7 protein-coding genes are annotated in these 15,187 nt (G+C 70.4%); 4 read left to right on the plus strand and 3 right to left on the minus strand.

Annotated elements, in window-relative coordinates; translation table 11 throughout:
* Positions 1-78 precede the first annotated feature (78 nt).
* The 4 genes from LDL48_RS21740 to LDL48_RS21755 all read left to right on the plus strand — a co-directional run bounded on the left by LDL48_RS21740 (position 79) and on the right by LDL48_RS21755 (position 8,169).
* Positions 79-462, plus strand: a complete 384-nt coding sequence (locus LDL48_RS21740) for a winged helix-turn-helix transcriptional regulator (RefSeq protein WP_225257022.1) — start codon at positions 79-81, stop codon at positions 460-462.
* Positions 463-754: 292 nt separating this feature from the next.
* The gene (locus LDL48_RS21745; protein WP_225257023.1) at positions 755-3,577 is read left to right on the plus strand and encodes a PQQ-dependent sugar dehydrogenase; all 2,823 of its coding nucleotides are present in this window, start codon (positions 755-757) and stop codon (positions 3,575-3,577) included.
* Between the two features lie 12 nt (positions 3,578-3,589).
* Positions 3,590-5,287, plus strand: coding sequence for a ThuA domain-containing protein (locus tag LDL48_RS21750; protein WP_225257024.1), 1,698 nt, complete (start codon positions 3,590-3,592; stop codon positions 5,285-5,287).
* A 20-nt stretch (positions 5,288-5,307) separates the two neighbouring features.
* On the plus strand, positions 5,308-8,169 hold the full coding sequence (locus LDL48_RS21755) for a glycosyl hydrolase family 95 catalytic domain-containing protein (protein WP_225257025.1): 2,862 nt from the start codon (positions 5,308-5,310) through the stop codon (positions 8,167-8,169).
* Between the two features lie 75 nt (positions 8,170-8,244).
* On the opposite strand, the gene LDL48_RS21760 is transcribed toward LDL48_RS21755, so the two are convergent.
* From LDL48_RS21760 to LDL48_RS21770, 3 genes are all read right to left on the minus strand, one after another.
* Positions 8,245-9,585, minus strand: a complete 1,341-nt coding sequence (locus LDL48_RS21760; protein WP_225257026.1) for a ricin-type beta-trefoil lectin domain protein — start codon at positions 9,583-9,585, stop codon at positions 8,245-8,247.
* 29 nt (positions 9,586-9,614) lie between these two features.
* Complete coding sequence (locus tag LDL48_RS21765) at positions 9,615-11,114, minus strand: arabinofuranosidase catalytic domain-containing protein (protein WP_225257027.1); 1,500 nt, start codon at positions 11,112-11,114, stop codon at positions 9,615-9,617.
* Between the two features lie 74 nt (positions 11,115-11,188).
* Positions 11,189-14,743, minus strand: coding sequence for a ThuA domain-containing protein (locus tag LDL48_RS21770; RefSeq protein WP_225257028.1), 3,555 nt, complete (start codon positions 14,741-14,743; stop codon positions 11,189-11,191).
* Between the last annotated feature and the right edge of the window lie 444 nt (positions 14,744-15,187).

The raw sequence follows: 15,187 nt of genomic DNA on the forward strand, positions 1-15,187 counted from the left end.
AAGGTTCGGCCGAGGCTGGTGACCGGGCCGTTTCAGTTACCGTAGGAGAGCAGATCTCCGTCGGGAAGAAGGCACTTCGTGGTAACCACCCAGGCAGGCGCGAAGCTCATCGGAGACCCCTATGACGCCGGCTGCGCGACCCGTCGCATCCTCGACCGCATCGGTGATCGGTGGACCGTCCTCATCGTCGGTGTCCTGGGCGACGGCGACGCCCGTTTCTCGGAGCTTCGGCGGCGCATCGACGGCGTCTCGCAGAAGATGCTGACCCAGACGCTGCGCGGGCTGGAGCGCGACGGACTCGTGCGCCGCACGGTCTATCCCGAGGTGCCGGTTCGGGTGGTGTACGGGCTCACCGAAGCCGGCCGGACGTTGCTGGAACCGCTCCGCGCGCTCCAGGAGTGGTCGATCGCCCACCTGGGCGACGTGTCGGCGTCACAGGCGGCCTACGACCGGGCGGACTGACCGAGGGCGCGGCCCGACCATCGCCCGCCCCGCAACGGTTTCGGCCAGCGCATTTCTGAACCGCCCGTTCGCAGATTCGGCGGTTGGCCGCCACGCCCTGACTGCACGGCCCTGACCAGGCATTCCACGTCTGGTCAGGGCCGTTTTGTCCGTCGCGTGCCGCCGACCGCTTGATATTGACCACTACCAATGGCGCTTATAACGTATGACGTCTTACGACGCTCGGCAACCGCCATGGAGAGTCGCCGACCCGTCCCCGTCCCGCAGCCGACGACCCGAAGGTGATCCCTCTATGGCAACCCGCGCAACGACCGCGATGGCGGTCGCAGTCCTCCTGGCCGCCGGCACGGCGACAGCCGTCATCAGCCCCGCGTCGCCGGCCGCCGCGCATCCGGTGAACGCGGCCGACTTCCAGCAGGTGGAGCTCGCGCGGGGGGTGGCCGAGCTCGGTGAGCCGATGTCGATGGCGGTGTTGCCGGACCGCTCGGTCCTGCACACGGCCCGCAACGGGGTGCTCCGCCGCACCACCGCCGCCGGGGTCACCGCGGTGATCGGGACGCTGCCGGTCTACACGCACGACGAAGAGGGCCTGCAGGGCGTCGGCGTGGACCCGGGCTTCTCCGGCAACCGGTTCATCTACCTGTACTACGCGCCGCCGCTGTCCACCCCGGGCGGTGACGCCCCCGCCAACGGAACGGACTTCTCCGCGTGGAACGGCGTGAACCGGCTGTCCCGGTTCACCCTGAACGCCGACTTCACGCTCAACATGTCCAGCCAGGTGACCGTCCTGGAGACGGCGACGAACCGCGGCATGTGCTGCCACGTCGGCGGCGACATCGACTTCGACGCGGCCGGCAACCTGTACCTGTCCACCGGCGACGACTCGAACCCGTTCGACTCGGCCGGTTACACCCCGATCGACGAGCGGAGCAACCGCAACCCGGTCTACGACGCCCAGCGCAGCGCGGGCAACACCAACGACCTGCGCGGCAAGGTGCTGCGGATCAAGGTCAACCCGGACGGGTCCTACTCGATTCCGGCCGGCAACCTGTTCCCGCCCGGCACCGACCGGACCCGGCCGGAGATCTACGCCATGGGCCTGCGCAACCCGTTCCGGCTCAACGTGGACAAGGCGAGCGGCGCGGTCTACGTCGCCGACTACGGACCCGACGCCGGCACCACCAGCGCGACCCGCGGACCCGGCGGCCAGGTCGAGTTCAACCGGATCACGTCGGCCGGCAACTACGGCTGGCCGTACTGCACCGGATCGAACACCACCTCGGAGACGTACGTGGACTACGTGTTCCCGTCCGGGCCGTCGGGGAGCCGGTTCAACTGCGCCGCGCCGGTCAACAACTCCCCGCGCAACACCGGGCTGACCACCCTGCCGGCCGCCCGTCCGGCGTGGATCAAGTACGACGGTTGCTCGCTGGCCGCGTTCGGCTGCGGCTCCGAATCGCCGATGGGCGGCCCGGTGTACCGCTACGACGCGGCCAACCCGTCCTCGGTCAAGTTCCCGCCCGCCCTGGACGGGCACTACTTCGCCACCGAGTTCGGCCGGCGCTGGATCAAGACGATCGACGTCAACGCGGACGGGTCGCCCGGGCAGATCAGCGACTTCCCGTGGCGCGGCACGCAGGTCATGGACAGCGCCTTCGGTCCGGACGGCGCGCTGTACGTGCTGGACTACGGCACCGGGTGGGGCAGCGGCGACGCCAGCTCCGCGCTGTACCGGATCGAGTACAACCCGGCCGGCAACCAGGCACCGGTCGCCCGGGCCGGCGCCGACCGTACCTCCGGTTCCGCACCGCTGACCGTCAACTTCTCCTCCGCGGGGTCCTCGGACCCGGAGGGCGGCGCGCTGAGCTACTCGTGGAACTTCGGCGACGGCAGCACCTCCACGCAGCCGAACCCGAGCCACACCTTCACCGGAAACGGCCAGCGCGCGGTCACGCTGACCGTGACCGATCCGGCCGGCCGCAGCGCCGCCGCGACGGTGACGATCACCGTGGGCAATACCGCACCCAAGGTGACCCTGAGCGCGCCGACCAACGGGACCCTGTTCAGCTTCGGCGACAACGTGCCGTACACGATCACGGTTTCCGACCCGGAGGACGGCACGGTCGACTGCTCCCGGGTGAAGCTGACCTACCTGCTCGGCCACGACGACCACGGCCACGCGATCACCTCGCGTACCGGGTGCTCGGGCACCCTGCAGATTCCGGTGGACGGCGAGCACGACACGGCGGCCAACCTGTTCGCGGTGTTCGACGCCGAGTACACCGACAACGGCGGCGGCGGTGAGGCGCCGCTGACCACCCACACGCAGAGCGTCCTGCAGCCACGGCACCGGCAGGCCGAGCACCACGACACCCAGTCCGGCACCACGGTGGTCAGCAAGGCCGCCGCCGAGGGCGGGCAGACCGTCGGCGACATCAGCAACGGCGACTGGATCGCGTTCGAGCCCTACGCGCTGGCCGGCCAGGGTCGATTCACGGTACGGGCGTCCTCGGCCGGCTCCGGCGGCACGCTCTCGGTCCGCGCCGGCTCACCCACCGGCACCGTGCTCGGCACGGTCACCATTCCGGTCACGGGTGGCTGGGAGACCTTCACCGAGGTGTCCACCGCGCTGTCCGGGGTCCCGGCCGGCACCACCACGCTGTACCTGACCTTCCACGGCGGGACCGGCACGCTGTTCGAAGTGGACGCGTTCGGTTTCGCCGCGGCGGCGGGCGGCACGGCCGGTCCGATCACCGGCGCCGGCGGCAAGTGCGTCGACGTGAACGGCGCCGGCACCGCGGACGGTACCAAGATCCAGCTGTGGTCCTGCAACGGCGGCGCCAACCAGCAGTGGTCCCGCAACGGCGACACCCTGCGGGCGCTCGGCAAGTGCATGGGCGTGGCCGGCGGTGCCACCGCCGACGGCGGCCTGGTGCAGCTGTCCACCTGCACCGGCACCGGCGGGCAGGCCTGGACGGTGGGATCCAACGGATCCCTGGTCAATCCGTCGTCCGGCAAATGCCTCGACGCCAACGGCGGCAACTCCGCGGACGGCACCCAACTGATCATCTGGTCCTGCCACGGCGGCACCAATCAACGCTGGACCTTGCCCTGAGAGGAATCGGCCATGCGCCATCTCGTTCGTAGGCTTCTCGGCGTCGCGGCGGCGTCGGTGCTCCTGGCCGGCTCCGCCGGCACCCCGGCGAACGCCGCGGATTCGCCGTACGACGTGCTGGTCTTCTCGAAGACCGCGGGCTTCCGGCACGACACGATCCCGGTCGGCATCCAGATGATCCGGGATCTGGGCGCGGCCAACAGCTTCACGGTCACCGCGACGGAGGACTCGGCCCAGTTCACCGCGGACAACCTGGCCCGGTTCGAGGCGGTGGTCTTCCTCAACACCACCGGTGACGTGCTGAACAACACCCAGCAGACCGCCTTCGAGAACTACATCCGGGCCGGCGGCGGCTACGTGGGCGTGCACTCGGCCTCGGACACCGAGTACGACTGGCCGTTCTACGGCGAGCTGGTCGGCGCGTACTTCGCCTCACACCCGGCGATCCAGCAGGCCACCGTCCGGGTGCAGAACCGGGCGCACGCGGCGACGGCCGGGCTGAACCCCACCCTGGTACGCACCGACGAGTGGTACAACTTCCGCTCCAACCCCCGTGCGTCGGCGCGCGTGCTGTCCGTGCTGGACGAGTCGACCTACTCCGGCGGGACGATGGGCGCCGATCACCCGCACACCTGGTGCAAGACCCTCCAGGGCGGCCGGTCCTTCTACACCGGAAGCGGCCACACCCAGGCCAGTTACGCCGAGCCGGGCTTCCGGTCGCAGGTGTTGGGCGGCATCCGGTACGCGGCCAACCGGACCCGGGCGGACTGCCGGCCGGAGACCGGCTACACCACCCTCTACGACGGTGCCACCACCGGCTGGTCCCAGGCCGGCCCGGGGGCCTTCACCAACAGCAACGGCACCCTGACGTCGTCCGGCGGAATGGGCATGCTCTGGTACCGCACCAAGGAGTTCCGTTCGTACTCCCTGAAGCTGGACTGGATGGTGCCGGGTGACGACAACTCCGGTGTGCTCATCGGCTTCCCGGCGGGCGACGACCCGAACGCGGCGCTGACCAACGGGTACGAGGTGCAGATCGACGCCACCGACACCGCGGACCGGACCACCGGAGCGGTGTACGGGTTCCAGTCGGCCGACGTCGGCGCCCGGGACGCCGCGCTCAACCCGCCCGGCGAGTGGAACACGTACGAGCTGCTGGTGGAGGGGGAACGGCTGCAGGTCCTCCTGAACGGTGTCAAGATCAACGATTTCACCAACACCGATCCGGTGCGGTCGTTGAGTTCCGGCCACGTCGGCATCCAGAACCACGGCACCGGTGACGACGTGTCGTTCCGCAACATCCGGATCAAGGAGTTGGGCGGCCCGGCGACCCGGGTCGGCCCGATCACCGGCGTCGCCGGCCGATGCGCCGACGTCAGCGGGGCCAACTCCGCCGACGGCACGAAGATCCAGCTGTGGACCTGCAACGGCGGCACCGGTCAGCGCTGGACGGTCAGCGGGAACACGTTGCGCGCGCTCGACAAGTGCATGACCGTCGCCAACGGCGGCACCGCCAACGGCAGCGCGGTGCAGCTGTCGGCCTGCACCGGCAGCGGCGCGCAGGCCTGGACCCCCGGAACCGGCGGCTCGCTGGTCAACCAGCAGTCCGGCCGGTGCCTGGACGCCAACGGGGGCAGCTCCGCCGACGGCACCGCACTCATCGTCTGGTCCTGCCACGGCGGCACCAACCAACGCTGGACCCTCCCGTAAAGACTGCTTGGAGAGGCACCATGTCGGAAGTGACCCGAAGGAAACTCCTCGCGGCCGGGGCGGCCGGAGCCGGGGCCGCGCTGCTGCCCACCGGATGGACGGCCGCCGCCCGGGCCGGTGCGGCGGCGCCACCGCAGGTGCGGGCGGCCGGCGACCTGGCGCTCTGGTACGACGAGCCGGCCGGCACCGACTGGCTGCGGGCGTTGCCGGTCGGCAACGGGCGGCTCGGCGCGATGGTGTTCGGCAACCTGGACACCGACCGGTTGCAGCTCAACGAGGACACCGTGTGGGCCGGCGGCCCGTACGACTCGGCGAACACCCGGGGCGCGGCCAACCTGGCGGAGATCCGGCGGCGGGTGTTCGCCGACCAGTGGACCCAGGCGCAGGACCTGATCAACCAGACGATGCTCGGCAGCCCGGCCGGGCAACTGGCGTACCAGCCGGTCGGCAACCTGCGGCTGGCGTTCGGCAGTGCCGGCGGTGCGACGCAGTACTACCGGACCCTGGACCTGACCACCGCGACCGTCACCACCACGTACCTGCTGAACGGGGTCAGGTATCAGCGGGACGTGTTCGCGAGCAGCCCCGACCAGGTCATCGTGGTCCGGCTGACCGCGGACCGCGCCAACGCGATCACCTTCAGCGCCACCTTCGACAGCCCGCAGCGGACCACCGTGTCCAGCCCGGACTCCGCGACGGTCGCGCTGGACGGCATCTCCGGCAACATGGAGGGCATCAACGGCACGGTCCGGTTCCTCGCCCTGGCCAGGGCCACCGTCACCGGCGGTACGGTCAGCAGCTCCGGCGGCACGTTACGGGTGTCCGGCGCCACCGCCGTCACGTTGCTGGTGTCGATCGGCTCCAGCTACGTCAACTTCCGTACCGTCAACGGCGACTACCAGGGCATCGCGCGTACCCGTCTGAGCGCCGCCGGCAACCTCGCCCACGACCAGCTCCGCGCCCGGCACCTGGCCGACTACCAGGCGCTGTTCAACCGGGTGACGATCGACCTGGGCCGCACCGCCGCGGCGGACCAGACCACCGACGTCCGGATCGCGCAGCACGCCGGCACCACCGATCCGCAGTTCTCCGCGCTGCTGTTCCAGTACGGCAGATATCTGCTGATCTCGTCCTCGCGGCCGGGCACCCAGCCGGCGAATCTGCAGGGCATCTGGAACGACCAGATGGCGCCGTCGTGGGACTCGAAGTACACCGTCAACGCGAACCTGCCGATGAACTACTGGCCGGCCGACACCACGAACCTCGCCGAGTGCTTCCTGCCGGTCTTCGACCTGATCAGGGACCTGACCGTGACCGGTGCCCGCACGGCCCAGGCGCAGTACGGCGCGGGCGGCTGGGTCACCCACCACAACACCGACGCGTGGCGCGGCTCGTCGGTCGTCGACGGCGCGTTCTGGGGCATGTGGCAGACCGGCGGCGCCTGGCTGGCCACCCTCATCTGGGAGCACTACCTGTTCACCGGCGACGTCGAGTTCCTCCGCGCCAACTTCCCGGCGATGCGCGGCGCCGCGCAGTTCTTCCTCGACACCCTGGTCACCCACCCGACGCTGGGACACCTGGTCACCAACCCGTCGAACTCGCCGGAACTCGCGCACCACCCCGACGCCTCGGTGTGCGCCGGCCCCACCATGGACAACCAGATCCTGCGCGACCTGTTCAACGGCTGCGCACGGGCCAGCGAGGTCCTTGGCGTGGACGCCGCCTTCCGCACCCAGGTCCTGGCGGCCCGCGACCGGCTGGCGCCGATGCGGGTCGGCTCGCGCGGCAACATCCAGGAATGGCTCGCCGACTGGGTCGAGACCGAGCGGGCCCACCGGCACGTCTCCCACCTGTACGGGCTGCATCCGAGCAACCAGATCACCCGGCGGGGGACACCCCAGTTGCACGAGGCCGCGCGCCGGACCCTGGAGTTGCGCGGCGACGACGGGACCGGCTGGTCCCTCGCCTGGAAGATCAACTTCTGGGCCCGGCTGGAGGACGGCGCACGCGCCCACAAGCTCCTCCGCGACCTGGTACGCACCGACCGCCTGGCACCGAACATGTTCGACCTGCACCCGCCGTTCCAGATCGACGGCAACTTCGGTGCCACCTCCGGCATCGCCGAGATGCTGCTCCAGAGCCACAACGGTGAGCTGCACGTGCTGCCGGCGCTCCCGCCGGCCTGGCCGGCCGGCAGCTTCACCGGTCTGCGCGGCCGCGGCGGATACACGGTCGGCGCCACCTGGAACAGCGACCGGGCCGAGTTCGTCGTCACCCCCGACCGCGCGGGTGCGGTGCGGGTCCGGAGCCAGATCCTGGCCGGCGACGTCGAGGTGCTGGACGAGACGACCGGCGCCGCGATCCAGCCGGCCCGGCCCGAGGCCGGACTCATCGAGTTCGCCGGTCTGGCCGGGCACACCTACCGTGCGTCCGCACTCCGGACCGGGTCGGGGCCGGTGCAGGCCGGCGTCCACTACCGGCTGGTGGCGCAGCACAGCGGCAAGGCCGCCGACATCAACGGTGCGTCCACCGCCGCCGGCGCCGCACTGGTCCAGTGGCAGACCGGCGGGGGAACCAACCAGCAGTTCGAATTCCTGCCGGCCGACGGCGGCCACTACCGGATCCGGGCCCGGCACAGCGGTCTGGTCCTCCAGGCCGCCGGCACCGGCACCGGCGCCGACATCACCCAGCAGCCCGAGTCCGACGCCACCGGCCAGCAGTGGCGGTTCGTCGACCACGGTGGCGAGGTGGGCAGCCTGGTCAACCGGCAGAGCGGCCTGGCGATGGACGTCTGGCAGGCGTCGACCGGCGACGGTGCCCGGATCTCCCAGTGGACGGTCACCGGAAGCACCCACCAGCGGTTCCGGCTCCAGCGCGTCTGACCGGACGGCCCCACCCCGCCGAGCTCGAGCCCGCTCCCCTCCGGGAGCGGGCTCGAGCGCCATGCCGGCCGCGGGTCAGGCGCGGGCCCAGCGTTGGTTCGCGCCGGTGTGGCAGGTCCAGGCGACCACGGCGGTGCCGTTGGCGGTGGCCGCGCCGTTGACGTCCAGGCACAGCCCGTTCTGCGCGTTGCTGACCGTGCCGTTGCTGTTCAGGTTCCACTTCTGGTTGGCGCCGCCGCAGTCCGAGATCTGCACCCGGGTGCCGGCGGCGTTGCCCGGCACGTCCAGGCACTTGCCCAGCACCCGGAGTTCCTGCCCGCTCTGGCTGAACTGCTGGTTCGCGTTGCCGTGGCAGTCCCAGAGGATCATTTGCGCACCGTTCGCCGAGCTGGCGCCGTTGACGTCCAGGCACCGGCCGGCGGACTCGCTGCGCAGCCGGAACGTGGTCGGAACGGGGTCCGGGCCGGGGTCCGGGCCGGGATCCGAGGTCTGGAACTGGGCGAAGAAGTTCCACACCACCGGCCTGGTCCAGGACCGTTCGCCGGGTTCGAAGTCGCCGGCCGACCCGTCCACCGGACCGGGGGTGTGACCGGCGTCGTACGCCGCCCAGACCACCGGATATCCGGCGCGGCAGCCGGAGTAGGTGGTGACGGTGTGGGTGAGGCTGCCCTGCGCGGGCTCCGGCGGGTTCTGCGGTGTGCAGCCGTTGTTGCGGACGAACCGGTCGCGCAGCGACCGGCCCTGGGAGATGTTGAGCACCGGATCGCGGAGACCGTGCAACCCGATGTACGCGATCGGCTCGGTGCCGCCGCTGCATCCGCTGAGTTGCCCGCCGGCGTAGACGGCGACCGCGCGGAACACCGTCGGACGGGCACACGCGAGCGCGTAGCTCATCCCGCCGCCGTAGCTGAACCCTCCGGCGAAGCGCTGGGTCGTGTCTACACACAGGCCGGCGTCGATTTCTCTGATCATGTCGTCGACGAAGACCACGTCCTGCCCGCCGGAGTTCGCCCACCCGTTGTTCAGTCCCTGCGGCGCCACGAAGATGGCGCTGTCGTTGGACAGGGCCCGGAGCCCGTAGTACGACCAGGGGTAGCCGCTGGTGCCACCCGAGTCGACGTCGTTCGCGGTGCCGCCGTTCCAGTGGAACCCGAAGATCAGGCGGTACGGGCGGTTGCTGTCGTAGTTGTCCGGGACCCGCAGAATGTAGCTGCGGCTCCGGCCGCTGGTCTGGATGGTCCGGGTGCCGCTGGCCAGCGTCGGTGCCTTGCCGCATCCGGCGGTCGCCGCGAGGGTCGCCTCTTCCGCCGCCGCGGGAGCCGGCCGGACGCCGGTGACGCCGGCCGAGGTGAGGGCGGCCGTCGCGGCGACCACCAGCAGCGTCCGCCATTGATGGCGGCGAGTGCCTCTGGGCATGGGTGCTCCGTTCCTCGTGGTGTGGCGGATCAGCGATAGCCGGCGGCGACGACGCTGGCCTGAACCGCGTTCTCGGTCGCGTCGGACGGGTAGCCGGCGACCATGGCCCCCTCGTAGAAGGTGCCGGCGCTGAGGTTGGCGCCACCGCCGGGCTTGCAGCAGTCCCCACCGCTGCCCAGGATGATGGCGCCCTGCTTCTTCATCGGGCTGTATCCGGGCGGCAGGGCGCCGTCCCAGAGCGTGTAGAGGCTGCCGGACTGTGCGTTGCTGCCCTTGATGGCGAAGCGGGACGTGCCGTTGTTCTTCAGCGTCGCCGTGACGAACTTGCTGGTGAAGGCGCGCTGGTTCGGGTTCCAGGACTGGCTTCCGCCGGGATAGAGCCCCCATTCGAGATCCGCCTGGACCCACGGCCCGGTGCCGGCGCAGCCGCCGAACCAGCACTGGGTGCTGAAGTTGATGGCGTCCATGGCGCCGGCGGCATCGGCGGCCCGGGTGGTCTCGCTGTTGCCGTAGTCGAAGCAGCAGCCGTTGTTGACGTGGGTACCGCTGACCACCGCGTACATCCCCTCGGGTGCGCTGCCGGTCGGCACGCCGGTCAGGTGGCCGTCCCGCCAGTAGCTGTTGCCCGGGTTGATGTAGAGCGAGTACGCCTTGTTGCCGCCGACCGTCAGCGACTCGGACGTCGCGATCGCCGGGCGGCTCTGGGTGGAGCCGGGCACGACGCTCGATCCCTGGTACCAGAGGTCGTTACCGCGGCCGGACTGGTCGTAGACGACGGTGATGACACAGCTGGTCCCGGCACAGAACGAGTCCTGGGCCGCCGCGTCGGCGCTGCCGCCGTCGCTCCGGACGCCGACGTTGCGGGTCGTGCTGTCGGACGAGCGCCGGACCTGGTAGAGGTCGCCGCGGTAGGCGCGGTAGAGCGAGCGCACCGTGCTGTGGGCGGCGATGCAGGGCGTGCCGCCGGCGGCGTAGATGTCGCACGGGCCGCCGTCGGCCGGTGGGGTCGTCGGTGGCGTGGTCGGCGGGACCGGGGAGTCCCACCGCTGGTTGCTCTGGCCGTGGCAGTCCCAGAGGATGACGTTCGTGCCGTTGGCCGTGCCCTGCCGGTCGGCGTCCAGGCAGCGACCGGAGTGCGCGCCGGTGATGGTTCCACCGGAGTCGACGTTCCACTGCTGGTTCGCCTGCCCGTTGCAGTCCCAGATGATCACCGCGGTGCCGTTGGCGGTGCCCTGCCCGGAGGCGTCCAGGCACATGGTGCCGTACACCATGAGCTGTTTCGCCGGCGTGTAGGTCCACGCCTGGCCGGCCGCCCCGGTGCAGTCCCACAACTGGGTCGGTGTGCCGTTGCTCGTGCCGGACTGGGGGACGGTCAGGCAGCGTCCGGACTGGCTGCCCAGGATCGGGGCGCTCTGCCCCGGCTGGAGGGGTGCCGCCACCGCGGCGCCGGCGACGAGCGTGAGGACGAGCGCGGCGCCCGCGGTGCACAGCCGCCGGTAACGGCTGCGCCGGCGTTTCGAAACGGTCATGGCATGTCCTCGATGGTGTCGAGACGGGGGGAAGGGGGACCGGCCCGGGTCTCCGGGCCGGTCCCGCTCCGGAATCAGGCCTGCGCGAACCGCCATTGCTGGTTGGTTCCGGTGTGGCAGCCCCATTGCACGAGGCGTGCGCCGTCGGTGGCCGCGCCGCCGTTGACGTCGACGCAGAGTCCGCTCGGCACGCTCTTGACCTGGTACACGCCGGTGGTGCCGGCCGGGATGACCTGGAACTTCTGCTGGTTGCTGTCGTTGCAGGTGAGCTGCTGAAGGAACGCGCCCTGAGCGGTGGAGCCGCCGACCACGTCGAGACACTTGCCGCTGTGCCCGGCCTTCAGGTAGACCGCGCCACCGCCCGCGTCGACGGCCTGCCACTTCTGGTTGGTGCCGCCGGTGGCCGCCCACTGGACGATCTGCGCACCGTCGGCGGTGGACGCGGCGCTGACGTCGACCAGCTTGCCGCTGTGCTGGGCCGTGACGGTCCAGGTACGCCCGGCCACACCGCCCGGATCGGACCCGCCCACCCCCACGCCGCTTCCGCCGAAGACGAACGAGTCGAGGTCGAACAGACTGGTGCCGGAACCCTTGAACACCATGTACAGCGTGTGCGTCCCGGACAGCGCGGCGGTGTTCACCGCCGGCGTGGACTGGTAGGTGTCCCAGCCGCCGGTGTTGGGCACCGGTGTGGTGGCCAGCAGCGTGCCGGTCGGCGAGTCGGCGCGCAACTCGATCGATCCGCCGCTGTTCGGTGACGACACCCGGTAGCTGACGTTGGTGATGCCGGACAGGCTCATCGGGTTGAACGCCAGCCAGTCGTTGTTCGAGATGTCGCCGACCCGTTTGCCGCTCTGCGCGGCGGCCTGGTCGACGACCCGTACGCCGGACTGGTTGGTGTAGTACTCCGCCTGCTTGTGCTTCGGTTGCAGGACCGCCTGGGCGTAACCGGTGAGCGGGGCCGCGCCGCCCGCGCCGCCGTCGTCGGTGTAGCGGGCCCGCAGGACGTAGTACAGGTTGGCGCCGTCGGGGTGCCCGCCGAGCAGCTCCGTGGCGATGGTGCCGGAGCAGCCCGGATAGTCGGTCGTCTCGTGCTGGTGGTCGTCGTGGCCGAGGGCCGGGTTGACGAGGACCTTCGTGCAGTCGACGGGTGCGCCGCCCGGATCGGACACGGTGACCGAGTACGCGACGCGGTCACCGAAGGTCAGCATGCCGCCGTTGGGCGGGACGGTGATGGTGACCACCGGTGCGGTGTTGCCGACGGTGATCTGCACGTTGGCGAACGCCGCCTTGCCGGTGTTGTCGGTGACCCTCAGCTGCGCCGTGTAGTTGCCGTTGGCGGTGTAGGTGTGTGCCGGGTTGGCCGCCGTGGACGTGCCGCCGTCGCCGAAGGTCCACTGGTAACTGAGCGCGTCGCCGGCGTCCGGGTCGGTCGTGCCGGCGCTGCTGAACTGCACGGTCAGCGGCGCGTTCCCACTCGTGGGTGTGCCGGCCGCCTTGACGACCGGAGACCGTCCACCCTGGACGTAGTCGATCCGGTACAGGCCGGAGTCGTTGTTGCCGCCGCCGAAGTTCGAGCCCCATTCCAGCAGGTACAGCGAGCCGTCCGGGCCGAACTCCAGGTCCATCGGCTTGACGAAGCGTTGCCCGGGCAGGAACGCGTTCGTCCGGGTGACCGCGGACGCCGAGTCGAAGTGCACTTCCTTGATGTAGTTGCGGGTCCACTCGTAGAAGAAGTGGACGCCGTCGTAGTACGGCGGGAACTTCGTCGCCGACGGGTTCGCCGCGTCGTAGCGGTAGACCGGTCCGCCCATCGGCCCCGAGCCGCTGGAGCCGAGTTCCGGGAAGTTCGGCGAGGTGCCGTAGCCGTACCACATGTTCGGTGCGACGACCGGCTTGAGACTGGTCAGGCCGGTGTTGTTGGGGGAGTTGTTGACCGGCGCGGCGCAGTTGAACTTCGCGCCGACGGAGCCGTTGTCCGGGTTGTAGGGCGCGTACGGCTGGTTGTCGCCGTGGCAGAACGGCCAGCCGTAGTTGCCCGGCGTCTTGATGACGTTGAGTTCGACGAGCCCCTCCGGGCCGCGGTTGGTCGTCGGCGGGTTCCGGTCGGGGCCGTAGTCCGCCACGTAGACCCACCCGGTCGAGGGGTCGATGGAGAACCGGAACGGGTTGCGGAAACCCATCGCGTAGACCTCGGGTCTGGTCTGCGCCGTTCCCTGCGGATAGAGGTTGCCGGCCGGGACGGTGTATCCGCCGTTCGCGGAGGGCCGGATGCGCAGCAGCTTGCCGCGCAGGTCGTTGGTGTTGCCGGCGGTCCGGGCCGCGTCGAGGTTGGCCTTGCCCGGCCGCCAGTCCAGCGGTGCGTAGCCCTGCCAGGCGGGGTCGAGGTTGGGCGGGGTGTCGTCGCCGGTGCCGATGTAGAGGTTCCCGTCCGGTCCGAACTCGAGGTATCCGCCGGTGTGGCCCGGCTCGGGGAAGGTGCGGTCCCGGTAGGCCGGGATGTCGATGACGGTGACCTGGCTGGACATGGAGAGCGTGTCACCGGTGAGCGTGAAGCGGGAGACCCGGTTGACGTCCGTCGTGCTGGCCGCCGGCGAGTGGTACAGGTACACGTAGCCGTTGCTGGCGAAGTTGGGGTCGAGCGCCAGCCCGGTGAGTCCGTCCTCGCCGCCGGTGTACACGCTCAGCGTGCCGGCGGTGACCGTGCTGTTGGTGGCCGGCCGGAAGATCTTCACCTGGCCGCCGCGCTGGACGTAGAGCACGCGCCCGTCCGGGGCGACCGCGAGCGCCATCGGGTCGGCGGTGTTGTCGTCGAGCGTGCGCTTCTCGAAGTTGCTCCAGACGGTTCCGCCGCAGTCCCCGGGTTCGCTGCCGGCCGCCCACTTGACGCCGCCCAGCACGTGATTGCGGAAGTTGGTCTCGCTGTAGGACGCGATCGCGTGGCCCATCCCGGTGGCCCACACCCGGCCGCCGCCGGTGTTGCGGCACCAGGAGATCGGGTGGTCGGGACCCATCGCCCGGGAGCCCGGGTTGTAGGTGCGCTCGTCCGCGGTGACCAGGACGTGGACGTCGCCGCGCGGGTTGCGGTCGAAGTTGTACCACTCCTCGCTGCGGTTCCAGCGGGCCGGCAGCCCGGCCGTCGAGGGGTGCTTGGTGTCGGCGACGACGGCGGTCCCGGCCAGCACGCCGGGGGAGTGCTCCGGCATGTGCGCGCCGGCGTTGATGGTCTGGTCCCACCACGGGTACTCGTTCTCGATACCCATGTCCGTGGCGTTGTGGATGGCCACGATGCCCTTGCCGGAGGCGAGGAATCCCTCCACCGCCTGGCGCTGGGCCGTCGTGGTCCACACCATGCCCGAGGTCTGGAGCATCACGAGTACGTCGTAGGTGGCCAGGTTGGCCGGGGTGAAGACGCTGGCGTCCTCGGTGTGCACGACTTCGAAGTTGTTGGCCGCGGCCTGCTCTTTGACCATGGCGACGCCGGCCGGGATCGAGTCGTGGCGGTAGCCGGTGGTCTTGGTGAACAGCAGGGCGCGGAACGCGGGCGCCGCCGATGCCGGTGGAACGGCGAACGCGAGCGACAACAGCAGCCCCGCGATCGCTCCGATGATCAATATGTTGCGACGCATGCCGTCTCCTGTGCTGGCGGGGGAAAGGGCTGAGACCACGGGCACGCGGCGCCGCGCCTTCGGTACGCGGGCGTACCGAAGGCGTGCGTGTGCCGGTCAGATCGTCATGCCGTCCGCCGCGACGGGCAGTCAGGTCCCTCCGGGAGGACGCCGCGCCGGAGCAAGCGTCGTGCGGTCCCGTGGTCTGCCCGGCCAGCATGCGGTGATGAATCGTCGGAAGTCAATACGACCTTGGCGGAACCGATTCGATTACACATTTCCAGCGCTGAATCTTCATCAATCCGTTCGAGATTCGCGGCGTTGTCAGCAATTCTCGGGGCATCTACGCTTCCGTCGAACGCGAGGCTTGATCGACGCGGTCGGAATCGCCTGGTAATCCGGCCCACGCTGCTCGCGGGAACCGCAGGTGGAAGCGTATGCAAACGATTCGATTATCGACCATGC

The sequence above is a fragment of the Jidongwangia harbinensis genome (genome assembly GCF_020216025.1).
Lineage (GTDB): Bacteria > Actinomycetota > Actinomycetes > Mycobacteriales > Micromonosporaceae > Actinoplanes > Actinoplanes harbinensis.